General features: G+C 47.0%; 20 protein-coding genes. 5 read left to right on the top strand and 15 right to left on the bottom strand.

The annotated features are described in order from the left end of the window. From HMPREF1144_RS33025 to HMPREF1144_RS14820, 3 genes are all read left to right on the top strand, one after another. A partial coding sequence (locus HMPREF1144_RS33025; protein ID WP_227500443.1) for a hypothetical protein occupies nt 1-345 on the top strand: 345 nt, incomplete at its 5' end. Between the two features lie 8 nt (nt 346-353). After that, entirely contained in the window at nt 354-830 is a 477-nt protein-coding gene (locus HMPREF1144_RS31595; protein WP_071532275.1) for a hypothetical protein, read from the top strand. 5 nt (nt 831-835) lie between these two features. After that, entirely contained in the window at nt 836-1,510 is a 675-nt protein-coding gene (locus HMPREF1144_RS14820; RefSeq protein WP_042927826.1) for a hypothetical protein, read from the top strand. Here the strand turns inward: HMPREF1144_RS14820 and HMPREF1144_RS14815 are convergent. From HMPREF1144_RS14815 to HMPREF1144_RS14775, 8 genes are all read right to left on the bottom strand, one after another. Beyond that, nucleotides 1,505-3,634, bottom strand: coding sequence for a hypothetical protein (locus tag HMPREF1144_RS14815; protein ID WP_009653215.1), 2,130 nt, complete (start codon nt 3,632-3,634; stop codon nt 1,505-1,507). The two genes, HMPREF1144_RS14820 and HMPREF1144_RS14815, sit on opposite strands and share 6 nt — an antisense overlap. Before the next feature lie 1,370 nt (nt 3,635-5,004). Beyond that, nucleotides 5,005-6,639 carry a Na+/H+ antiporter gene (locus HMPREF1144_RS14805; RefSeq protein WP_009653248.1) on the bottom strand — a complete coding sequence of 545 codons (1,635 nt, stop codon included), beginning with the start codon at nt 6,637-6,639 and terminating at the stop codon, nt 5,005-5,007. A gap of 241 nt (nt 6,640-6,880) precedes the next feature. Then, on the bottom strand, nt 6,881-7,483 hold the full coding sequence (locus tag HMPREF1144_RS14800; RefSeq protein WP_009653244.1) for an HAD domain-containing protein: 603 nt from the start codon (nt 7,481-7,483) through the stop codon (nt 6,881-6,883). Next, nucleotides 7,483-8,001 (bottom strand): hypothetical protein, encoded by a 519-nt coding sequence (locus tag HMPREF1144_RS14795; protein WP_009653226.1) that lies wholly within the window; start codon nt 7,999-8,001, stop codon nt 7,483-7,485. Before HMPREF1144_RS14795 ends, HMPREF1144_RS14800 begins: the two co-directional genes overlap by 1 nt. 59 nt (nt 8,002-8,060) lie before the next feature. Beyond that, nucleotides 8,061-9,017, bottom strand: a complete 957-nt coding sequence (locus tag HMPREF1144_RS14790) for a DsbA family protein (protein ID WP_009653228.1) — start codon at nt 9,015-9,017, stop codon at nt 8,061-8,063. A 60-nt stretch (nt 9,018-9,077) separates the two neighbouring features. Then, on the bottom strand, nt 9,078-9,419 hold the full coding sequence (locus HMPREF1144_RS14785) for a hypothetical protein (protein WP_009653225.1): 342 nt from the start codon (nt 9,417-9,419) through the stop codon (nt 9,078-9,080). Nucleotides 9,420-9,432: 13 nt separating this feature from the next. After that, the gene (locus HMPREF1144_RS14780; RefSeq protein ID WP_009653221.1) at nt 9,433-9,762 is read right to left on the bottom strand and encodes a hypothetical protein; all 330 of its coding nucleotides are present in this window, start codon (nt 9,760-9,762) and stop codon (nt 9,433-9,435) included. 16 nt (nt 9,763-9,778) lie between these two features. Beyond that, nucleotides 9,779-10,507 (bottom strand): thioredoxin fold domain-containing protein, encoded by a 729-nt coding sequence (locus tag HMPREF1144_RS14775; protein ID WP_009653217.1) that lies wholly within the window; start codon nt 10,505-10,507, stop codon nt 9,779-9,781. Nucleotides 10,508-10,640: 133 nt separating this feature from the next. Between HMPREF1144_RS14775 and HMPREF1144_RS14770 the strand changes: the two genes are divergently transcribed. Beyond that, nucleotides 10,641-11,240 carry a lytic transglycosylase domain-containing protein gene (locus HMPREF1144_RS14770; protein ID WP_009653227.1) on the top strand — a complete coding sequence of 200 codons (600 nt, stop codon included), beginning with the start codon at nt 10,641-10,643 and terminating at the stop codon, nt 11,238-11,240. 137 nt (nt 11,241-11,377) lie between these two features. Here HMPREF1144_RS14770 and HMPREF1144_RS14765 read toward each other — a convergent pair whose 3' ends face one another. Together HMPREF1144_RS14765 and HMPREF1144_RS14760 are read right to left on the bottom strand one after the other, a co-directional pair. Continuing rightward, nucleotides 11,378-13,321 (bottom strand): DEAD/DEAH box helicase, encoded by a 1,944-nt coding sequence (locus HMPREF1144_RS14765; protein ID WP_009653237.1) that lies wholly within the window; start codon nt 13,319-13,321, stop codon nt 11,378-11,380. A 492-nt stretch (nt 13,322-13,813) separates the two neighbouring features. Continuing rightward, the gene (locus HMPREF1144_RS14760) at nt 13,814-14,614 is read right to left on the bottom strand and encodes a hypothetical protein (RefSeq protein WP_009653218.1); all 801 of its coding nucleotides are present in this window, start codon (nt 14,612-14,614) and stop codon (nt 13,814-13,816) included. 427 nt (nt 14,615-15,041) lie between these two features. Here HMPREF1144_RS14760 and HMPREF1144_RS31585 point away from each other — a divergent pair, with 427 nt between their 5' ends. Further along, nucleotides 15,042-15,314: a hypothetical protein gene (locus tag HMPREF1144_RS31585; protein WP_071532273.1), complete on the top strand. Its 273-nt coding sequence runs from the start codon at nt 15,042-15,044 to the stop codon at nt 15,312-15,314. Nucleotides 15,315-15,610: 296 nt separating this feature from the next. On the opposite strand, the gene HMPREF1144_RS14755 is transcribed toward HMPREF1144_RS31585, so the two are convergent. The 5 genes from HMPREF1144_RS14755 to HMPREF1144_RS14740 form a co-directional block, all read right to left on the bottom strand. Continuing rightward, on the bottom strand, nt 15,611-19,537 hold the full coding sequence (locus HMPREF1144_RS14755) for a conjugal transfer protein TraG N-terminal domain-containing protein (protein WP_009653229.1): 3,927 nt from the start codon (nt 19,535-19,537) through the stop codon (nt 15,611-15,613). 1 nt (nt 19,538) lies between these two features. After that, entirely contained in the window at nt 19,539-20,948 is a 1,410-nt protein-coding gene (locus tag HMPREF1144_RS14750; protein ID WP_042927830.1) for a conjugal transfer protein TraH, read from the bottom strand. Then, complete coding sequence (gene traF, locus HMPREF1144_RS14745) at nt 20,932-21,975, bottom strand: conjugal transfer protein TraF (RefSeq protein ID WP_009653234.1); 1,044 nt, start codon at nt 21,973-21,975, stop codon at nt 20,932-20,934. The genes HMPREF1144_RS14750 and traF overlap by 17 nt, the downstream gene beginning before the upstream one ends. Nucleotides 21,976-22,390: 415 nt before the next feature. Beyond that, nucleotides 22,391-22,924 carry a hypothetical protein gene (locus HMPREF1144_RS31580; protein ID WP_071532276.1) on the bottom strand — a complete coding sequence of 178 codons (534 nt, stop codon included), beginning with the start codon at nt 22,922-22,924 and terminating at the stop codon, nt 22,391-22,393. A gap of 10 nt (nt 22,925-22,934) precedes the next feature. Beyond that, nucleotides 22,935-23,465 carry a hypothetical protein gene (locus HMPREF1144_RS14740; RefSeq protein WP_042927821.1) on the bottom strand — a complete coding sequence of 177 codons (531 nt, stop codon included), beginning with the start codon at nt 23,463-23,465 and terminating at the stop codon, nt 22,935-22,937. Nucleotides 23,466-23,474 lie beyond the last annotated feature (9 nt).

The raw sequence follows: 23,474 nt of genomic DNA, 5'->3' as shown, positions 1-23,474 counted from the left end.
CCTTATAGTACAATAATTTTCGATATCCAAACTGACCCCCATAAGAGTTATCAAACTATCACCCACTACCATTTTGATTGGTTGACCCCTGCTGGCGACTACCCCAAATCTGCTATTATGGTAGTTGAATGCAAGGATGGCCGGTGGATGATAGTTCAGGAGTTTGGGGAAGATTATGGCTGCTTCGAAGGTGTGCTGAAGAATGAAAGCGATCTTATCACTAAGCCTACTTTTTATCCCGGCTTGCGAAGTGCAGCTATCTCCGGTTTTGGTATGATGAAGCAATTATACCCACTGTACGATGATAATCTCTTTAATGAATTCCTTTTAGAAATTTCGGAATAGGTATTTATATGACCAATATCCTTATGCCCGATTGCCTTGTAATGTTAAATAATCTCTTACAGGCTATTGAGAATGCACCCGTTGAGTGCGATGGTCATACATTAATGATAAGCAGTGCTCTAAATCATGCAGGCATTTCTCATCAACGAATGTGCGGGGTAGTTAAAAACCCAAAAACAAACTTTGAGTTATATCCACACTTCTGGATTCAGATAGGCGAATTTACTCTGGATTACCGACTCAGGATGTGGGTTGGGTATTATTCCGGTGAAAAACTAGCAGAGGATGCCCCTCACGGGATATTCCATGTTCGAGGGCTTGAGTATCAATACGCTTCTGGTACCCTTTGCCCACCAGCAGAGCTTGACTTTAATTTATTGAACTTTATGAGTGATGATTTTTACGGAAAAATTAACCATACTGAACTTACCGCTCTTGCACATTCAGTAAATTTAAGTGACTTAACCTGTGTAAAAAATCCTTGATAAATATGTCGAAAATACATCTCATTACTACATGTGCGAAAAGTAAAAACGGCCCGGTTCTGGATACTGTATTTCCCTACAATATTCCGGATATATGGAATGCGTACCAGCAATGGAAATGTCTTGTGCAGTCCAGATACACTTCGGGTAAAGATGAAATTACTGAAACCCAAAATATATACCGTGGCGCTCACTGGAATACGGCTAAGTCTATTGCAGCCTCACATTCTCGTATCTGCCTCTGGGTTATTTCTGCAGGTCTGGGCCTGCGGCACAGTTCTGACCCCGCAATCCCTTATGAAGCGACGTTTTCTCAGCCTGGAAAAAAGAGCGCCAGCATCTGGGGAATGCTGACCTCCGACCCTGTTCTGCCGGGAAAAGTAACTTCTCTTGCGGAGCTGTTAAGTTTGTACCGGCATGATAGCTTTGTCATCGCCGCCTCTCCCGTCTATCTGAACGCTGTAGAGGACGATCTTCTTAAAGGAATGGCTTATCTCACCTGTCCAAGAGAACAGCTTAAAATCGCTTCCAGCGCTTCCTACAACGGCAGATTAAGGGAGTATGTGCGATACGGTGGAATCCTGATGATGAAAGACCTTAATTCGAACATGACGACTCTGAACATAAAGCATGCTGGCATGCTGATCCATGATATGGGGATCATGCCAGACACACTATGATTGATCAGATTGGCGGCGAACCTCGATATCAACAATGTGGCGAGGTGTTCGCCCAAGCCGAGGATCGCCATTGGCGACGGCGATGATGTCCTCATGCTCGTCGCCAGCCCACAGGCCAATAAGCTCGTGCAGAAAAAAATCCGCGTAGGAGCAGCTGGCGTCCCGCACCTGCAACGCCGAAACCGAGGTTTTGCTCGTGTGCAACTGAGTCAAATTCCTAACGAGCCGCGCTGGGGCAACCCAGAGAACCGGGCGAGGCGAGGCCGGAGTCGCGAACAGATAGTAGGCGTGTTCTGACTGCTTGAGTATGTCCTCGCACTGCTTCAGGTTGATGCCTACCCTCGAACTGAACCCCCGTCCCGAATCAGTGCCTCTGCGCTTTTTTACCTGCATAAGGGTCGCACGCTGAATAACTGTTTCCCCCTTTTCCACGATACGGCTCAGGAACAGCACGTCTGCCCCCAGCGGAGCACCGGCTGGTGTATTCGCCCCTTCCTCCCGCTTGCTGGGTTGACGCACCTTCACTGTTAAGCTCGGATACCTCCCCCGCGTCGTAATTGAGAGTTGGCGCAACTGGTTGCTCACATTGCCGATCGCCTCCATCGTCAGAGTCAGGAGGCGCGCCGTATGGGCCTCCTCGTCCTCTCCCCAGGTCTCCGAATATTCGCGACAAAATTCTTCCTCAATCTGGCTAAGCGCCCTATAGATGACTTGCTCCACAGAAGGATCGCTCAGCCAAGTTTGGGCTCCTACGCTAGGCAACTCTGTGGCTCCCTCGCCTCGTCCTACCGGCCCCTCTAGGTCCAGTGCACCCTGCTTGGACCGCAGTAGTCCCTTGCACCTCAGTTGCAGTTGCCTTACATCAGTGCTGACAAGCCGATTCGCAAACGCCAGATGTTCCTCGTCATCCATCAATCGCAAAAGCACTGGCTCAACTTCGGCGAATGCCGTCTGCTCGAGCCAAAGGCAAGCAAAATTGAGGAGCCCCTGGGCTAATTCTGGATCCTCATTCACCTGTTCGAACAGATCCTGTCGCCAGGCCTCGCGGGCGGCCGGGCCTAGTTGTGTCCACAGCGATTCTCGGTCCCACGACCGAGATGGCAATTCTTTGAGGCTGGCAGCGACGCTTTGCTGGCTAGATCGCGCTGGGTCTCCAAACTTGTGCCAGGCCGCAGCAAGCGCGAGGTCCGAGGGTATGGTGTCCACGTACAATGTAGCAAGCCTCGAGAAGGCTTTGGCAACGCACCCCTTGATATAGTCATACTTCTCTTTCTTCGAATGGATGTTCCAGCGCAGGAACAAATTACGTACATCCTCCGGCAAGATCGCACAGCAATGTTCGATTAGCTCAGGAAAGACTGCCGGAGCGGCTCGTTCAAAAACCTGTTCACAGACCCACCGGGACGTCTGCACCTTCGACGAATTCTCAAATAGAGTTAAGACGAACTCAGGCCTTCTGTTGCTTGAATAGTCCGACGACCTGTCAATATTTTTTTCCAGGTAGTCACATACACACTGCCAATGCTGCAGGATCAGTTGATCGAAAGCCCAATTATTCCCTCCGTGAGTAGGGGCGACAAGTTGAAGAACATAGATGCAATCTTCCTCGGAAGTATTGACCACCAACGCCTTCATGATCTGATGATCGGCCAAATATTTATTCCGAGAACATGAACGGTTTTCGAGCAACCATTCAACCCAAATAGCACGCGGCTCGATTTTCGCTACAATGGTTTCGCGTAACGCCGAGGGATCGCCATTTAGTATGCAATCACTGAAGGTCTCCTGGGCGCACCGGTAAGAAGTTTGGTCCAAGATAGAGCGCGACTTCTCGATCCCCGTGGGTCCGTGTCCGAGAATTTTTAAGGTCAGCGCTATCTGCCCGTGCTGTGCCGCGTTCTCGAATTCGTAAATAAAGTGCTCACGCTCAGTTTGCGAACCATATAGCCAATGCGTAACCCTAACACCAGAGTTCTCAGTTGATAGGTGGGAGTAGTCCAGATGAAGCATGTCTTTATGGATGGTAAAATACCGTGCGAGGAATTCGACAAGCGGCTGAGCCCAACCTTCTAACGAAATACTGGCAACTGCCGATTTATTGTCGAAGTCAATATTTACGAACAAGATGATCCCCTTTCCCCGTAGCTGGCACCGACGACCTTCGCCGTGGTGGTCTGCAAATTCTCAATAAGTCTACAGTACGCGGGTTGACGATATGCCGTAAAGAGGTATAACGGTATATGGGTAGCAGTAGTACTCCTAGCGAGAACTTTGACCTTTGCGGTTTCGTGGTCTGTTTTTGTGATGTGACGATCGAAAACCGCCCTACTTTTCCAGGAGTACATTAAAGGATTTCAGATATGGAAATTTTATCAACTTTCAGCTTCAAGGACTTAATCGCCTTTGCTGTACCGGTAATTATTACTGCCTTATTTTTCAACAGAAGAAGGAAACGAAAAAGCATAAGAGTTAACTGCTCATTTTTATTTATTGTTTTATCTGTCGGATCTGCCCTCGAAATTTGGGGGAATATCTACGAAACGTTCTCTTACAGGAACAACCATCTATATAACAATGATAAGTTCACCACCGTGTTCAATTACGATATTCCTAAAATCGTATTTTTTTCCATTATCATTGTGGCTTCTATTACCCTTTTCATCCAGGAAGTTCGTATCAGGAAAACTCTTCTGTAAAATTAAATATTTGTACTTATCAGCAAGGCGGGCTAACAAACTGTCTCAGCCCCGGGATAAAACATTCTCCTGCTTCACTCGCTTTAAAATTTTTATCTTACGGGGCATTCGAGTGACTAACCAGCCTGCGAAACTAGGCCATTGTCCCGCAACTGTCAGAACCCGGACTGAAGCCCCGGCGCCGGAAAGCGCTTTAATCCCCCCATACTTCTTCACTCGGAAACAAGCATTGAAAGTAACTTTTCTCCGTAACTCCCAGTATCTGAACCACCTGACCCATTAACACCATTACGAACTGTTTTTACTCGATGAGAAGTAATACCCAATAACTGTGCCGGTGACGGAACAAGCCAGTGTTGAAAAAACATCAAACAGCCTTGTATTTCCAGAGGCCGAGGACAAAAATGTCAGGAGTATTAGAAAGAATGGCATTATGATCCCTAATACCGAAGTTATTCGTCCATTTATTCTTGCGGTCATGATTTCAGCCTTACCGATCCCCCCACAACAACCGCATGCCAGCCCGGTGAATGATTCAAGATACCTTTTTCGCTGGAAGCCCCAGTAACGTGGTATCTCTCCCATACCTTGCCTTCTTTTTACGCATACCACACATGAATTCCCGTTGGCTCCATTGCTACATGTCCCGGATCCCGAACAATGGTTACAGTGGTATAAAACAATATTTTCAGACATGAATAATTCCCCAGGCACAATAATTGATAATGAGTGTTGAATTAACAAAGCCTTCAGCCTCCCCACTCATCGCTGAACAGAGAGGACTGATACGGACACCTGTTAATGAAGACTCTCTTCTTTGAGGTCGATCGCCCTGAGCGTCTGATGGAATTCGGTATCGCTGATGGTACGGGCCTTTCGCATACGGAAAAGCTCATTACGTTGCGCGATAATAGCCTCACGTTGCATAAACTTCTCAAGCCTGGTGCGTTTCATCAACTCCAGTCCGACGTCGGTTTGTTCATCGCTGTAGTTGTAGTGAAGCCGCCGCTGGTATGTCTCAAGGAGCATATTTCCGGCATCAGCTCGTAATGCCTGCTCATCGGGATCATCGACAGGCTGGCTAAGCAAATCGCTCAGTCGGTTGATGGCCGCTTCAGTCAATGCTGCACCGATATTGCCGCTACCGGCGTCATGAGGCAAATCCTCTCCGAGAGAGCGTGTCATGAAGGGAAGTCCTACAGCTGCCACAATAAGTGATAACAGGATCACCGCCATTGAGAGAAAGATAAGCAACTCTCTGCCCGGGAATGGTGACCCGTCATCCAGTACGACCGGAAGCGTCAGTATCCCCGCCAGAGTGACTGAACCCTTCACACCCGCGAGAGCCATCACGGCCATCGCAGTGAACCGGGGGCGCGCAGTCGTGACCTTACCCCGTCGTTTCTGACGAAATACCGTCAGGGTTATGGACAGCCATACCCAGATGAAACGCATCACGCCAAGGGCTAGTGTGATAACCACAGCATACAGCAGTAAGTACCACGGGGATGAAGCGCCTGCCTGTTGTGCCACATCTGGCAGGGTCAGTAACATACGTGGCAACTGCTCGCCCAGCATCAGGAAAATCATCCCGTTTAGCGTGGTCTGAAGCATATTCCACACGGCACTGCTTTTCATGCGTGTGGCCGGTAAACGAGGCCCCGACAGCTGCTCATAGTGCATAGCGATGCCTGCGGCTACGGCAGCCAGGATCCCCGAGACATGGGATGCCTCAGCGAGAATATACGCCGCAAACGGGATAAGAAGGCTAATCAGTATCTGAATGGCCGGTTCTTCGCGTGTCCGTTTCACCAGAAAATTATTGCACTTACCGGTTACCCAGACGACCACAAGACCGCTCAGAATGCCACCGAAGGCCATCAGGAAGAATTTAGTCACCGCCTCTCCCGGGGAGAAGGTACCGGTGAGCACTGCAGCAATCGCAAAATTAAATGCCACAAGGCCGGATGCATCGTTTAGAAGGGATTCGCCTTCGAGGATATGCGCCATTCGTGAGGGCAGCGGAGAGTTTGCAGTCATGGCAGAAACGGCCACCGGGTCAGTTGGTGACAGAATCGCAGCGAGCGCAAATCCGGCGGCCACCGTAACCGCCGGGATAAGCCAGTGAATAAACCAGCCAATGCCAATAATGGTGACCAGAACGAGTCCAATCGCCAGTGACAGGATGGGTTTCAGATCACTGAAAAACGCATCCTTTGGTATTCGCCAGCCATCCAGAAACAACAGAGGGGGAATGAACAACAGCAGGAAGATATGCGGATCGAAATCAACCTGGAAGCCTCCGGCAGCGAGACCAGCCCCCGCAGCTATCTGGATCAAAGGTAATGGAATTTTTACGGGCAACAAATGAGATATAAACACAGTAACAACTATCGCTATCATGAATACAAGAACAATGGTAATCAGCGACATATTGCCCCTCCTCTTCTCATGGCAAACTCTTCAGGCATGTATGTTCATCCTTATCAGCAGGTGACTCTAATAGAGTGTTTATTCTAGGGGGGACGGGGATCGCTGGACAATATGTGTTGCTGTTTTTTCTGTTAAACCTTCCCGGTAATCCGTTGATGCCAGCTCCTTACCCCTGGTGTAACTTTCTGCGTTTCATAATCGGCGTTTATTTCATCATATTCAGAATATGAAACGCGCGCCTTCAGGAGAAATACTGACGATACTTCATGATGACTTCGGATACTGTTTCGTCAGTCATCCCCTCTCTATATTTTGTTGACACCAGATTTTCACACCCAGGTGGAAAACGGTGCGACTCATCATCAATAATAATAAAATTACTGATACCCAGATGTTGGGAATTTGAAAGACATTCCCTGTACCGGATATATTCACTATCCGGTACACTCTGAAGTGAAGGTGTAACGCCAATGATTCTGTTCCGGTATGATACTGGGAAAAGATGCTTTAGCCCCTCTAAAGACATCGTTTCCCTCCAGCTGCTGGAGACCACGATGAGGATTTCTGGACATTGAGTTAAAATTTCTTCAAGCAGGGGCATTCTTTCAAAGGACTCATTCATCCTTCGATGCAGGACGCCGTCAAAATCAAGATAGAGCAGAACAGCTCCGTCTGGATGAGTGGCAATTGCTACTTCAGGCGAAGCTGTAAATTCATATAATTGTGTATTTTTAACACGACTTCTAGTTAAACTGTCGTATAGCATAGCACTGAGAATGAGAATAATCACAGAGGCGGCAAACACCGCCCCACCAGCAGAAAGTGAAAACAAAGCCCCTGTCATCACTCCCCCTTTTGCTCTTCATACTTGATTTTAAGAGTGGAAAATCCATCAAATTCTTTACTTTCAAGATTAAATTCATCCGCTATTAATTTCAGCCCACCCAATGAAGAAAACGGAGGCACTGATAATTTAATATCTTTGATTACATCTGTATTATTAACTACTGTATCTATGTCTTTCATGGCTTTATTCAACCAAAAATGACTTTCCGACATAAGTGAAAAAACATACTGAACGTCATCTTCTCTTTCACAGATTATGCTTCTGCCATCAAACTTAACCGTCTCCTGGTTGAAGTAATCTGCCAAAAACTTCAAATGCGCATTGCTTAAAGATAAGTTTCTGTAAGCGTCTTTCATGCCGCCGTTGTACTCTGAATCAGCCAGATGAAAAGCCTTATAGACTTCCTCATACCGGTTATGCAATCTTTTTTTTGACTTAATGCTTTTATAAAGCATGTACGATAAGAAAATAATCAAAAGTAACATACTGTAGAAAATATTATTTTGTTCGAACATAAAAACCACCCTGTAAATTATTGCCATGTATAAAATAACAAAAACAGAACCCTTACAATTTAATTACCGGCAGCAAGGTCTATGGCTTTTTGAAGCCTGTAAAGTTCGGGAGCACCAGGCATTACTGTGGTCGTTTTGTTTTGCGGATTCTTAATGTTCATGACGATGAATACCGGAGTACCACTATAATTGAGCTTATCAGCCAGCATCATGTTCGCATCAAGCACATTCTGGAGCTGGTCACGTAGCTCTGCAGCCAGAAGGAAGTTACCGTGTTCGTCAAGAATATCTTTATACCCCAGCCCATGAACCAGCGTTGCCAGATTTTTCGGTGAGTAATCCTTTCTGGCCTGAAGCGCTATTCCGGTCTCGTTCATTAATTTATTATGAAACTCATAATATTTATCCTGACCGTATGTCCGGAAAATATAAAGACCAATTTTCGCGCCCATACCTGAAATCGGAGTACGGTCTGCAAAGATAGTGAAATCTTTAAAGAACGTTCGCACATTTTTGTTCGCGCTAATGGCCTTCTCAAGAACCGGGCTGGATTGCTGGCAGAAGTGGCACATGTAATCAAAAAACTCGATTACGGCTACATCCGCATTATCCGGACCGTAGTTTGGTGTGTAGGTTGATTCCAGGAGAACGTCTTTTGTATTCACTACATTAGACATTTTCTCCCCATCGCGGTTAGACTCCAGGCGTTTACCTGCTTCAACCAGGTTTTCAGGATGGTCGATCAAATATTGAGCCGCCGTCTTTCCAATCAACTCTTTGTCCTGTTCTGTCAGGACTAAACCGGCTGGCTGATTCGCCTGAGGCTCTGTAAGTGCTGAAGTATTGATCATATTAGTCTGCTCAATAGACTGTTTATTGATAGACTCATTAGTACGATCATTCGATTTCATCAGGTTACTGCCAGGTCCCCAGATCACCGAACCGGCTACAAAGCCACCAACCACCAGGGCAATATTAATCAAAGTACGTTTTTTAGAGCTTTGTTTATTTTCCATGATTTATCTCTGTGCGTTATTTAATTTTACGCGATGCAACTGATGCATCCGACAGACAATTTATTTACTGGTCTTTCGGCTGCTGCTTTCAAGTTCATCCACGGCATCCTGAATAACTTTCTGGATATCGATATTTCCGGCCGTCATGACGACATCATTGACTGAACCCCGGATATCAGGCGCATCATCCAGTAATGCGGACATTCGTTCAGGAAGGCCGCTGTTTTTCAGTGAGGCGTAATGGTCACTCAGCCCTGATGATTTCATCAGGTTATTGCTGGTGATTGATGAAGGTAACTCCGCATCCGGGAATGAAATATTTTCAAGGCTGTCTTTTGTTTGTGAATAGGCAAAGATACCGCCGATGATACCCACATAAACCACAGTTCTTATTAATCCCATGACAGGCTCCGTATTATGCGCTGTAGATAGTTATCGGGCTTAACACCCTGTTAATTTGCACTGGCGACGATTTGTCTGAATGCCCTGATGCTGATGCTGATGCTGATACTGATGAGTTCATTTCGGTCTGTATTTTCTTACCGGTAGTGTTTACATCATCAAACACCCGGCCCATAGAACTCTTCGTCGGAGTTCCCGCAGCATCAAGCAGCATGATCGGTTTTTCGGTACCGTCGACATCGACATCAACAAAAGTAACTTTGCAGCCGCTCTGATCACAAAAACTGGACTGTGCTGAAAATGACACAACCACGACCGCTGCAATTGCCATAAATTTCTTCATCGTCTCTCCCGGAGAGTTATTTTTTCTGATTGGCCGTTTTCAGGCTATTAAGCATTTGGTCCGGGTCTCGTAAACCCGCAAATACCATAGGCTCCCCTTTCAGGCTTAAACCCGCTGGCGTGCCTGAAAGTCTGAACATGTTCCCTGCATTGAACTGGTCCTGAACCGAATCCATACAGGCTTTTGTTGGCTGCTTATCAGGCAGGCCATCCCCTTTCATTGCTTTAGTCAACGCGGCCGGTTTATCTTCCGTACACCAGACTGAAGCCATGTTCCGCGCAATCATGGAGTTCATACCGGCCCGAGGGTATGCGATGTATTTTATGGTGATCCCTTTATCCAGATAGGACTGCAGGTCGTTATGTAGCTTCTGGCAAAAACCACAGGTGATATCAGTAAATATCCCTATGACATATTTTTCATCAGGCGCTTTGTAGGTGATAGTATCGAGTTTTTCAATATAGGCTCTCATCCCTTTACTGATAAACTCGTCAGTTGTGTTTTCAACATCAGCACCTTTCACCCGGAATAAATTACCGGTAAATATGTAAGCACCGTCAGAAGTGACATAACTGGTACCTTCTTTAGAGAAAACCGAATAAATCCCCTCCACCGGTGATTTTTCAGCAGTGACAGCATCAATACCGAGGGCTTCCAGTTTTACTTTAACTTCAGCGGGTAATTCAACGTCGGCATACGCTGGTATGGATAATAATGTCAGTGCAATAACAACAGGTTTTATCATTTCCTACCTCCTGAATTACTGTACCAAACAAGAAAAAATATTTTTCCGACCAGGCGGTGTTTTTACCCCGGGAGAGAAAAAAATCTTTTTGAGGTCGTGTAACCTGTAAAAGTTACTTTTGAGGAGCGGGTTGATGACAAAATTTTTATTGGGCGCAGCGTTGTTCGCAACATTCACCGTCAATGCCAGCACCACATTCAATCCGCCCCAGGATCGCCCGAGGCCCCAAAACGTACCTGAGGCGGTAAAGAACCAGTGTTTAACGGATGCAGCCCGTTTTTTTGGTATCGACAGTGACCTGGTTTTCACTCTGTTTGATAATGAAGGTGGGAAGATTGGTTCATTTGTACTCAACACCAATGGGTCATGGGATATTGGCCCGATGCAGATCAATTCATCAAATCTGGCTGAGGTAAAATCTCACTTCCCCGCGATAACCTGGCGTGAGCTTGCTTACGATCCCTGTGCTTCTTTCTGGGTGGGTACATGGTGGCTGCACCGGAAAATTATCGACCGGAAGGGGAATGTTTTTGAAGGAATTGCAGACTATAACAGCAGAACCCCACGCGTCAGAGCCAACTATATTTTCAAGTTCATGGAACGATATAACCGGCGTCTTCAGCGTAACGGGAAAATGATGCAACTCAATGCATGGACAGGGCTTGATCGCGTAAAACCACAAACGCCAGAGATATCGGGTAAGCTCGCGAACAACTCACCGCCACAACCCTGAACGATGCAATCAGTAAAAGTCACTTTTATCTCACCGTTGCAGGGTGTGCCGGTACCGGCGTGTCGCCATGTCCGGACGCCCCATTCAGTCCAGAACAGGGGGCCCGGTTCCCTCATGGACATCGTTAAATGTTCAAATCAGGGCTCTGTCACAGCATTCTTATGCATCTTTTCCTGCAGTGGCCCTAACTCTCGTGAAAGGGATGAGAAGTAGGCATGTTTCTCCCACAGTGAACGCTCCCCGATAACATACAGCCGCTGTCTGGCCCTGCTCACGGCCACATTCAGGAGGTTAGGTTTGCTGGCCGCCCAGGACTTTGCCCCATTTTTCTGAATGTTTCCCCCCAGCACAAGCACGACCACGGCCGCTTCCTTACCCTGTGTCGTGTGCACGGTCCCCGTTCGGTTGGAACGGAAACCGGTCCGGGAAGCGAGTTTTCTGAGCTTCATGGCGCAGTCCTTAAATGGCGAAATCAGGAATACGTCGTCAGGTGCTATGCCGTATTGCTCTTTCAGTGTCAAAAGTAACTTTTCTACTGCAGTACCTTCCTCAGCGATCCAGTTCCCTTCACATGATTTACCTTTAACATCCAGCCAGCCACTGTCAGGCAAACACGACGTGCTTTGCTTTTTCCCATGCACCATGAGCCCGCCGTAGGCGATATTATTACTGATACTGAACATGGGATCGTCACAACGCCGGTGTACTCGTAAAGGACAGCCTACCCATACCTGCCCTTTTTCAACATCCGGTAGCCAGGTTCCCAGCTCCATCGTTTGATCAGCAAGCACCTGTGCCGATATTTTACCCGGCCACCAGCTGGCTGGAATATCATAGGATTGTGCAAGTGCCCCTTCGACAGAGGAAGGAATACCACTCACCGGCTCCAGTTGCTTTGGATCGCCCACGACAACCGTTCGTTTTGCCCGCCATACTGCTCCTGCTGCCTGCTGCGGAAGGGCCTGCCCTGCTTCATCAATCAGTAACCACCCAATGGCTTCTTTGCCGATTTTTTTAAACATGCGCGGAACAGACGCAAACGTTGTGGAGATAACGGGGACAACCAGACTCAGTGAATCAAGGGCAAGCGCTGCCTGTTTATCTGGTATCTCCTTACCATTAAGCCAGTCACTCACCAGATTCAGGTTTGCTGACATTTCAACGGGGTGAGATTCAATAAATGCGCGGTGAACATCCAGTGCCGCAAGAAACATCCTCTCCCGCGTATCCCGCCATCTCTTACTGAGCCATGGTGCTGACAGTTCCCTTTGTTCATCCGTTGCGTTACGGTCCGGCCAGGCATCCCCCATCATGGTCCTGGCCTCTGCCAGTTCCGAGATATCCCGGGCAACCTTTTCCCTGATTGCTGTCTCTCTGCTGACAGAAAGCGCCAGCTCCGATTTAAGCGCCTCAGTCTGACTGTGCGCTTCATCACGGAGGGCTTGCGAGCTCGTCAACGCCTTAATATGTTCGGCGAGTGTTGTACGCAGTGAATCCATTTCATCGGTCAGTCGCTGATAACGCCCCCACCACTCTCGCGGTATTTTACCCAGTGAGAAAATCGCCATCAGTATGCCTGGTTTATTCGCCTCATGCTGGTGGACGCGTTTATCGGCTTCCGCCAGTTCCCGGTGTAACCGGGTACCAGCTTCTTCCTGTCCGGCAACATCAGAGGAAAGCGCCAGGTATATTCCGTTCTGTTCTGACAGAGCGGCATTAATCGAGGCCCGGCTCTCCCCGCACTGGATGAGTGCCTGCTCCTGATTGTTTATCTGTTCTTCAAGTTCTGAATACCTGACGAGCTCATGACGTGCTTCATCTTCGATGACTGTGGCTTTCTGATAACGAATAACAGCCTCTGACCAGGACATTGCGGGTTTACGGGCTCCCTGCGTCGGCTTCAGTAAATTAAGATGGTAATGCAACCCTTCACCCCGGGCGGGTGAGAATGTCTCCGGAGGCACTGTCGGTTTTTGATTCCGCTCATCGGGCTTTTTCCACCAGAAAGTATTCAGGAAATTTTCCCGGTTTTCTTTATTACCCAGTTTTGCGGCCAGAAGCCCCCATGCTGGTTTACCCATCAGGTGAGAAGCCAGTTCGCTGAAATAATCTGACTGTTTTGGTACCCATTCAGGTACAGCGTCAATACCCGGGAGTTCGAGCGAGATGTTTTCTACTGCGCCGTTATTGGCAGAGGCAACGATGATGGATGTCCCTGCAATGGAATCGTGAAGCGGAAAGAAGGGGATGGTTTTCTTATCGCATGTAAAAGTGCCTTTGTTTAAGAAAACCCTGTTCTTGTGCTCAATCAGTTTCCCTTATGAGGCAATGGAGCAGCATGCTATCTGCCTTGTTAAGTGCGCCACAGTCAGGATCTCACAGAATAGCCATGAGGTGAATCTCTCCGTTGAGAGTACCAAAACGAACTCAGCCAGCAGCAGAACAGAGGGGAAAGGAAAGGAAAAAACCAAAAGTGCTGTACCGGATGATCTGATAAACAGCTTTTACATTCATGAGATGGAGGCGCTCGAAGGACACTGGATAAAGAAAAATGTTGGCAGAGGTTTCTTTGACTACATGACGTCCGTGTCCCGGGAGAACAGGCAGGTAACGGATGTTCGAACCGGGGAGGGGTTAGATGCTGCATTTGACAGACTGCGTCCCACGCAACCGCCGGTCGGCACATGGCCCTCTCTATATCCGTTAGCGTTCAGCCAGCAGTTAGCCGTTAATGAGCTGTGGCGTAAAAATGCTGAGACACCCGGTATTTTTGCTGTCAATGGGCCACCCGGCACAGGAAAGACAACACTCCTTCGTGATGTGGTGGCCGCAGTCGTCACCGCGCGTGCCGGTAAACCGGTCTTCTCCAGTACCAGTTCGCCAAGCGTCTTAATCCAGGCAACATCAGCTGCCAGCTCGTCACGCTGTAAACGGACAGCTTCAGCATCAATCCATTGCATAATATGCAGGGTCAGCTGATCAAATTCAGGGAATCCGCTGTCCATCATCGGGAGTGTATCTGACAGCGCGGGAAGCCCCGTCAAGTCCGGACTGACGGGTGTTTTCAACGCTTTCACACCCTGGTCATGATTTAACACCTGTGAAGCAGCCCATGCGGGCATTGACAACATGAATGATGTGGCCTGGGGGATACCTTTATTGCTGAAACTGACATCGAACAACCGGCTTTTGCCAGTGTTCCGACTTTCAGCGACGTCATCATGGGCACCAAGCTTTTCTTCAAGCTGATCGGCTACGACCGAAATATTGTAGATCCCGCATTGAGCGGAGTAACGCCAGACCTTGCCTGAGGGGACGGGTTTTCGAACATGCTCTGTATCCGTCCAGGGAAGCAGCCCGTCGAATGTCACCATGTACGCTGGATTATCTATGTCACGAGCATTTTCTTTATCAATACTTTGTGGCGTCAGTGCCTCAATAGCTTTCTAGAAGCGGAAGACATGTTGCACCTTTTGTAAGCTTTCCTTCACTGAAACCTCATTCATCTGTCCAGGCTTATGTAGGGACGCGATCCCTGTGTCATAAAGCAGCTATATACCGCATTAACTCAACCCGCCCTCACGCATTCTGGCTGAAAAGTAACTTTCCGGGGCTATGCCAGGTTACCCCTGCCCTTAATGGATAAAAACGGTTCTGTATCAACGGATACACCATAGGATATGGGCTGTAAAGCCCCCTTTTGAGATAAGGCGGCATCCGGACTTGATGAAAATAGTGGGTTGGAGGAGAGTTTAAATAGTTTATAATCTAATCAAATGAGAGATAACAGAGGGCTACCCAATGATGTACGAACTGTTTGGATTTGAACTTTCCGACTTCAAAGGGCTCTTCTATGTCTTTTGCCTAGCAGTGCTTGTATATCGTTACATCACTGTAGGACGCAAATACCCGCTCTTCGGTACCCGTGAGAAAGATACCGATAGGGTTGTCTCGGAATCGTCAAACAATACTTATCGTAATCCGGTTGAATATGATCAACATGATATTACAGATTTACGTTCGACTGAATATTGGTGTTATGAACAAGAACAAAATCAGAGACATGATGACTAGCCTTGATATTGTTGGACAGTTTTGTACTTAAGAACAAAGAGTCTTCGCAAATCGTTATAAATAGCCATTTTTTCTCTTAACATTTTCCCTGTCTACATCAGATAAACCATTCGCCAGAGTAAAAACGAGTCTTTCAGTATGCCCTGTAGTGGAGCGTGTTTACGCCATACTTCGCTAATATTAAAACGAACGGTGCTCAGCACCGTTCAAATCACCTCGCCAAAATCAACCGAAATATGGTGTTTATTAGCGCTGAGTGTGTGATGGGGATCAGCGCTTTTAAACGGGCCTTTTAATTAGTTTTTTCGATGCTTATCCAAGAACTCTTTCGCAAAATCCTGGCCTTGTGTGGTTCCGATGCTTTCCGGTAAGCTTGCGATAAATGCAGGGTAAGCGGCTGCTGCTTCTGGCCCATATCTTGGGTTTTCAGCCAGTTTATTCTGGACAGTCCTCATTGCTGTGTCCTGCGCGTCCCGAAGCTGGGTTAATTTATCGTCCGTCATACCAGGTTTGTTTTCAGCTAAATTGCTGGCCTGTCTTAACTGCATATTGTTGCTCATGTTGCCGATGAGCGTTTGACCGGATGAACCGTTTTCTAGCTTCATTGAATCACCGACATAACGGTCTGAACCGGCTCCAGTAAACGTTTTTGCTACTGTTCGGTTGCTATCAAACACCTGTTCTCTGGCTGCCTGCCCTTTATCCCTCAGGTTCGGGCTTCTACTGTTACTGTCGCGCATATCTCCGCCCAGCTCGTAATCAGAGGACCCAGTCGGTACTCTGGTGGCCGTGGTGCCGGTATTGTTGACGGCATTATTCACAACATCCGAAAGCCCATTTTCATAACCATTATTTTTCCCGTTCAAAGCTAACCGGGAAACACGGTCAACATCGGATGATGAATAATTTTGACCTGATAGCTGGTTGAATGTAGAACGCCATGCTTCAGCTTCTTTAAGGCTGTTTTCTCTGGCCTCACCAGTCTGATTGCGGGCAACTTCGGAGTGTAACGCCGCCTGGCTTAAGGCGTTTTTGGAGTCTTTCTCTTTGTTCCCGGACGGGCTGAAAGTCTCCGCACTTCTCGGCATATCATGCGTTTGCATGTCTCTCATCGTTTGCTGAGTCGAGGCATTGATATCACTTGTTTCTGCATCACCCAGAACTGTACTTTGTGTGCCTGCAACTACGGATTGTAATGGACTATCGGTATCCGCTGCCTGTTTAGCCTTGTCTATGGTCTCATTGACGTTCCCCAAAGGTAACGTATCTTCGACCCTTTGAAGTTTTTGCGAATCTGCCTGAGTATGGACTTGTCCGTTATTTTCCCCGTTGGTATTAGCTACGTGAGCTCTGCCATCGCCCTCATTAAGTGTGCCAGCTGTCATTCCACCAACTTCCGTTGTTGGTTGTGCTTTCGCAGCCTGTTCTCGCTGAGCGAGCCCACCGGTTACAGCACCCTGCTGATTAGAAACATTACCAGAAACTTGTCCTGCAGAAGGCACTGCGGACGTGTCCGGAGCTGTTTGTGCCTGTTCCTGCCCGCTGGCATAGTTGCCACCAGTACCCAGCCCTACAAACTGATCCAGTTTCTCTGTCGCAGGCGAGATAATCCCGGCATTGGCACCCATGATACTGACAGCATTTTTAAGCATTTGAGAGGCTTGTTTAATATCGCCCAGATTATGAGCAACAGTCTCACCAGAATCCATACGAGATAGTTTTTCAGCTTCGTTAAACATCATTTTAACAAATGCATCGTTGCCGTTTCTCGTGTCTCCCAGCGTGTTACTGCCATTTAATGTCCCTTTCATTTCGTTCCATTTACCCACTGCTGCTTCACGATTTAAACCTGAAGCCTGCGCCCAATCACCTACAGTTTGCGCTGTCGCTGGTTTACTCAGGGTGTCAGACACTTTGGCCCCGTCAATGTTCAGACTGCTATTCATTGAAAGTTGTGAAGCCTGTTCACCTGTTTTACTGAATGCATTGCTCTCTTTATTAGTGACAGCCTGGGCGTGTTCCTGCATCTTCTGTGCCGTTTTTTGGTAACTGTCAGAGTCAGAGAAACCATTCTGGATCACATTGGACTCCAGCTTAGCTATGTCCTTAGAAAAACCATCACCATTTTTCATGCTACTCATCAGATTGTCAGTGAGGGCTTTTTTCGCACCGTCAGATAATTGACTGTTTCCTTGAATTCGTGCTGCTATCTGCCCTAAAAGTTTTCCTGATAAACCTGCTCCCCCCTCTTCGCCACCGCCTTTCCCTGCACCACCTTTACCACCCAAATTTAAACCTAAGTCTGCCATTCCGCTAAGGATGGCAGAGGCCGCCATAGATTTAAGGGCATCTGATGATACTCCAGTATCTTTTCCGAGATTTCTGGTCATCCCGGCCGCTACATCATCGACAAGTTTCATTCCGCCCTGGTTTGTTGAACCTGCTGTTTGTGTTCGATTACCTTGTGTTGCACTGGCCCAGGCTTCATTTAACGCCTGTTTTGAGCTGAGAGTGGAGGTCCTGTCGGTCCCTATCGAGTTCTGGCCTGATGCTCTGACTGTATCACTCAGCGATGCACCCAACCCAAGAGTTGGCATCATCCTGGTCTGAGAATCCAGAAGCCCTCCTGACGACATGCCACCACCTGTTGTAGTGGCTGCGGTGTGTGTCTGGTCACCAAAGGACTGTTTACCCGCATTCCCCGCCGACCAAACCTCTGGTGTGACGTGGCCGGTATTGTTTGGGGCATCAGGTGTGACATTTTTCAACGCTCCCATCATCGGGTGAATGCTGGTGGTCAACAGGAATAGAGTCAGCATCGGCACCATGCAATACAGAGCTGAGGCCACAGACAGGTAGCTGCCGTACGTCTCCTGAATGCTCCCCATATTTGCCCAGTTCATCGTGGTCTGAACCCCCAGCGATGTCCATGTGTCAAACTGTTGATTCAGTACCATCTTCACGTATGCGTTTACCATGACTGCCGTTATCGGCCACATGTTAACGAATACAATTAGCTGCAGATACTTAGCGGCTGAAGCGATACCTTCCCCCCCTAAAAACAGGATCGCAATCAGAGCAAAAGGGGCGACCATGTAGCTGAACATTTCCAGGAACGATATTGCAGCGCCTGAAATGTTGAGCCAGAGCTGCCCTTGACTAACCATTGCATTCGTTCTTTTCATGCTCGCTTCGAAGAGCTGATAGTCTGCCGCTATACCTAGCGCCTTCCTGTACTGGAGAACGCCTTTGTCGACCTGATTAAGAACGAATGCAGCTGTTGTGATATTGTGAGCCTGACCTGCGCTTCCAAAAAGCGTGGTGGCCGCACCGCCGATAAAGTCAGTTTGTTGACCATTATCCTCTTGTTGCGGCGCAACAAACTGATTCATCTGCCCAAGATTTCTCATAATTGAAGCGCCTTGAGGCGAGGCGAATGCAGCTTTTACCGCCGCCCATGCATCCGTACACGACGCATACTGCAGTCCGGTAGATGTCACCATGGGGACGCTGGCCGTCTTCAGGCTGTTGGCCGTCATTGAGTCCATAACATTTATTACGGACCCAAGGTCTGTTGCATAGATTTCATTCAACGCCACGCCTCTGAGTGCTGTCTGAACCTCTGAATCCTGGGTCGTTTTTATACAGTCTCGGGCAATAGACTGAATTATTCTGCACACATCGAATGTCACCGGTTTTTCGCTTCCGCTCATCGTATTCGGAAATGCCTGACAGAACCCGCTCGACTCCCCGCCCCACTCCATATATTTGACCATTTTGGTCATTGGACCCAGTGTCAAGCTGTCATCCAGCGTATCAGTGACCTGTCCTACCGGGGTGAGCGGGTCAAACGCTGCCCGCCAGTCTGTAATAAGACCATGTAATAAACCGGTAGTGAGCTCTCCCGAGGCAGCAATAAAAAGCGGGACATCATCGATATTTCTGACTTCGCCTGTTTTCACCGACTCCAGCGTGACATCGGCTTTAATGACGGCAATTGAATAGAACAACAGCCCCATAATCCATGAGAATATTGGGACATCAGTTTTACTCGGGGCGAGTACCCACTTCATTGATTTATAGAAGAGTCCAATAGCAGCAGCATAAGCCGCAAATTTGATCCATTCATTTGAGCCGTGGCTGGAAAAAATCAGTGCGATCCCATTAAAAGCCGTATAGACGAAATCAATTTCACCAATGGTGTATATCGTGAAATTACTCATATCAGCCCCCGTTCCCGCTATCACCATAAGTGCGTTTTTTAACGAATGCCATATCCCAGTAGGCCAGAACTGTTTTTTCCTCTGTGTTCTGAATGGACTGCACTTCAGAGGCACTGCGGATTTGGTTTCTGAATGTCTGGTTTATTTTTTCAAGTTGGTCTTTAAATGATGTCATCGCCTCAGAAGGAAGCGTCATATTTGTCATTTTATTTTGGACATTACTAAGCAGCTCGATCGTGAAATTTTTCGCCGCTATCGTACTGATATCATTGATGTACTGAACGCCCTCAGCAGCAGACAACGTCTGTAGGGTTGGTATGATATTATTTATTCCCAACATACCGATTAATCGACGTTGATCTTGTGACAATTCAGTGTCATTTCTCACAGCCCGCTGAACTTCAAGTAATGTCTCTATAATGGTTTCAGAAAGACCTTTGAATTGTGTAGAATCCTGACGCATTTCAAGACACTGGGCTTTCTTGTTGCTGCTTAAATCAGGTGCCGGGTTGCAGACATTTATTTTAACATTGCTTGAACCAGTGCCTTTTATGAAGTCTGAAGCTTTCATCGTTGGTGGGATCGGTGTTATCGCAGAGTTTTCACCGTTACTGTCCCAACTGACAATAAGCGTACCCGTCAGTGACATGATTTGTTCAGCTAATTTATAACCCGTTAATTCAGTCACACCACCTACATTCATATTGCCGTTATCAATACTCATGAAGCCCTGGTAGACAATGTTTCCCGCATATTTTTCTTTAAAGGCCTCTGGATCTTTTGCATAGTTCTTTTTGTTTACGTCACTGGCAGACTGACTCATGGTGCTACCGAAATCCGGGAAAAGACCGGACACCATAGAGTCAACAGCGCCGCCGCCGAGCCCAATATTCTGAGTAAACTCCTGCGGAGTACCCAGCCCGTTCTGTAGAAATTCGTACGTCGCGTTGCAACTGTCTTTGGCGAATTTGTTCAGCGCGGCGAGTTTGTCCTGAATGTTGGCAATAATAGCTGCGCAGTCGGCGCAAATTGCGGAGACCGCAGTGTTAAAGGCGTAGACGGCTGAGCCCTGCGCTATGCCACGCCCAATCTGCACGAGTTGGTCACCGTTGATCATACTGAAGCTGCCCAGAAAGATATCGATGCCGTTACAGCCGACACTAGCTTTAGGGAAACTCACATTTACGAGGTTAGTGTTGACTTGAGGCTGCCTGTAAGAAAAACTCCCCCCAACAGCCCCTACTCTCGATGCGGTTCGGACAGTTGCCGGATCTGTGGAGGCAACCATACCTTTGAATATGCCCTCCATGACGTTGGCAGAGTGGACCTCTTGCATGGAGAACACGCCAAAGAACATGGCCGATAAAAGTAACTTTTTGAGGAAAGTTACTTTTTTAATGTAAGTAGCCACTGTAGCCCCCTTCATTTGCAGTGATACCTGCATCAACCTTATCGGTCGTCGGCATGTCATATTCGCTGAGTTTTTTATCCATTATGTTCTGAAGAAGATAAGGATCCTGCTCATAACTCATCTTATTAACCGTCAGTACATCCCTGTCACCGAGGACATACTGTTTTTTAATATCGAGGGTATTCTGGAATGATGCTTCGTCCAACAGGTTCATTCCTCTTGCGGCCAGGATAATCGTGTTCTTTAACTCTTCTGCTGAGACCAGACCGGTACTTACTCTTGTTGCCTGGGATCCGTCATTTGACATCAGATAAACGGTAGGAACTTCCGTAATGGCATACTGTTTGATCATTTCCATAGTGGCACGACCATAACGAGGAAATATGCCGTTATGTAAAGGACGTCCATCAATACTAACTGGCATAATATCGATGTGATAATAGTTCTGCATGAAATTGAGAATCTGACTTTGTTCATGACAGTACTGACAGGTGCTTTGGAAGAAGAAGAAAAGACCACTTTTCTGGAATATGGAAGAAAGCGCTTTTTGCTGATTTTCCTCAAGTCCAGCGCGATGCGCATTTAATGCAACGGTCTCGGTTGGTTGACGCCTTTTTTCTGACATCATGGGATTATTAATGAAATAGTCTCTGGTTCGGTCAGAGAAGCGGGTGGCAATATCCATCATGAGTCGGTTAGCAGTATAATAGCGGGACAGATTCTCATCGGTTGGATTGTCCATCGCCGCAAAACGAAGATTCAGCAGGTTTTCTTTGAGCCAGCGTGAATCAAGTTTTAGTTCTTCATTTTGGTTATGGGAGGGAGAACCTGATAATGGTTGTTGGTCCTGTTGTTCTTCTTCCTCAACAGGTTCTTTGTCGTTATACCAGAAAAAGCCTTTTTTCAGTGACTGGCCTGAAACAAATGGTGTTGTTCCGGCATACTGAGTTTCGGCCACCGACGTTGTAGAAAGCACCAGCAATGAGCTAATGATGGTTTTCAGGATAAATTTTTTTGTGATCTGCATATGCTACCCCTTGATGGATAGCATTATCATCCCATAAAAAAAAATCAGTTTTCCTGGATAACAGGGGTCTTTTTAAAAAGGAATGATTTTTCTTTCATGTTGTTCCCTGCTCACACATTAGGATGTTGCCGGAACTTTATGGCGCTCCACAGGAGGCGGGAGGAAACTGACTTTTTGCAACATCTCATAGTAACCACTTAATCCCCCTCTCACATCAGTTCAAAAAGACTTTTATCACTTCTGATTTGTCGCGAAAAATTAAACTGAGAAATTTTGATTTTAGTGGGGGATATTCATTCTCTGTATCAGGCATGGGCAGTGCATCCTGAAGTCGAAGAATAAAGAAAAATCTTAAATGATAAAACACACATATGATTTATCAATGATAAGTATATCGTTAGCACGATTAATGGCGTCAGGTTTTTTTAGCCAACGCAATCCGTGACACCGTTTCCTCTGCCTGTATAAGAAGAGTTAACTGGTGAGATAAATTGCAATTTCTTGTCGTGAGGATTTCCTCTATACGGGTCTTGCGGTCAGGATTTTTTATCATGCGTAAAAAGCGGGAAGGGCTTGAAAGGTATTCTGCTAAACGAATACTGACAGCTGCGGAACTGGAAGAAAACAAGGCATCAAGCTCTTTATCGAACCTGATTTTCCCCGATGGACAGGTTGCTCTTTTTAATGGTGTGAGCTCGTGAACGAGTTGGATGGTACTATCAGGAAAATATCTTTTTAGATCTTCTGCTCTTAATGCCGTATGGACTACTGGCAGATATAAATAGGAAGCACAACGGACATTCAAATCTGGTGATAGTGTTCGTAACCGATTATGGATGCAATCAGACATATGATAAAAGCCCCGAGCATCTGAAGGTGTTGTAATTCCAGTTGCCGAGAAAGATATATGACAGATTGTGCTTGCAGTGTGTAAAAGTTGATTTTCCATGACCTCATCATCACTTTTCATCAAAGGGAACAACAGACTGTGAATAACGCATGATAGCGACTTTGCATTTTTTAGCACTACATGTCGGACAGGAGTCAAAACCGGATGGTGAATGGATGTAGGGCTTGTTGCAGACAAGACAGAAATCTTTATAGTCTGCTTCAGACATCCCATTAAGAACATCGACGATTTTGTTGATTTTTAGTGGGTAGATATCAGGTGAATAACCCGTATCAATTAACAAATCAATTAATGCGTTGAAATCCATTTCTTTCGTTGATTCATCGGGTCTTTGTGGATCATAACCGAAAATATGAATAGCGTGATTGACGACGACATTAGAAAGTAGCATGGCATACTTATCTCCAAGCCATGATCCAACCCCCCGTCTTGAACTGGCCGTTCTGGAATACTCCAGCCTGTCCGCAATTTTACGACCATAGAGATGCGCTATTGTGTACTTATTGGCATCGAATTCTACTAATTTATACGCGCTTGCGATCTGGTTCAGGTAGCTGACTTCATTTTTCTTTATAGCCATTATCCGCAA

Source organism: Klebsiella sp. OBRC7, assembly GCF_000293135.1.
Classification (GTDB): Bacteria; Pseudomonadota; Gammaproteobacteria; order Enterobacterales; family Enterobacteriaceae; genus Klebsiella; species Klebsiella michiganensis.
This window is presented reverse-complemented; position numbering and strand designations above follow the sequence as displayed.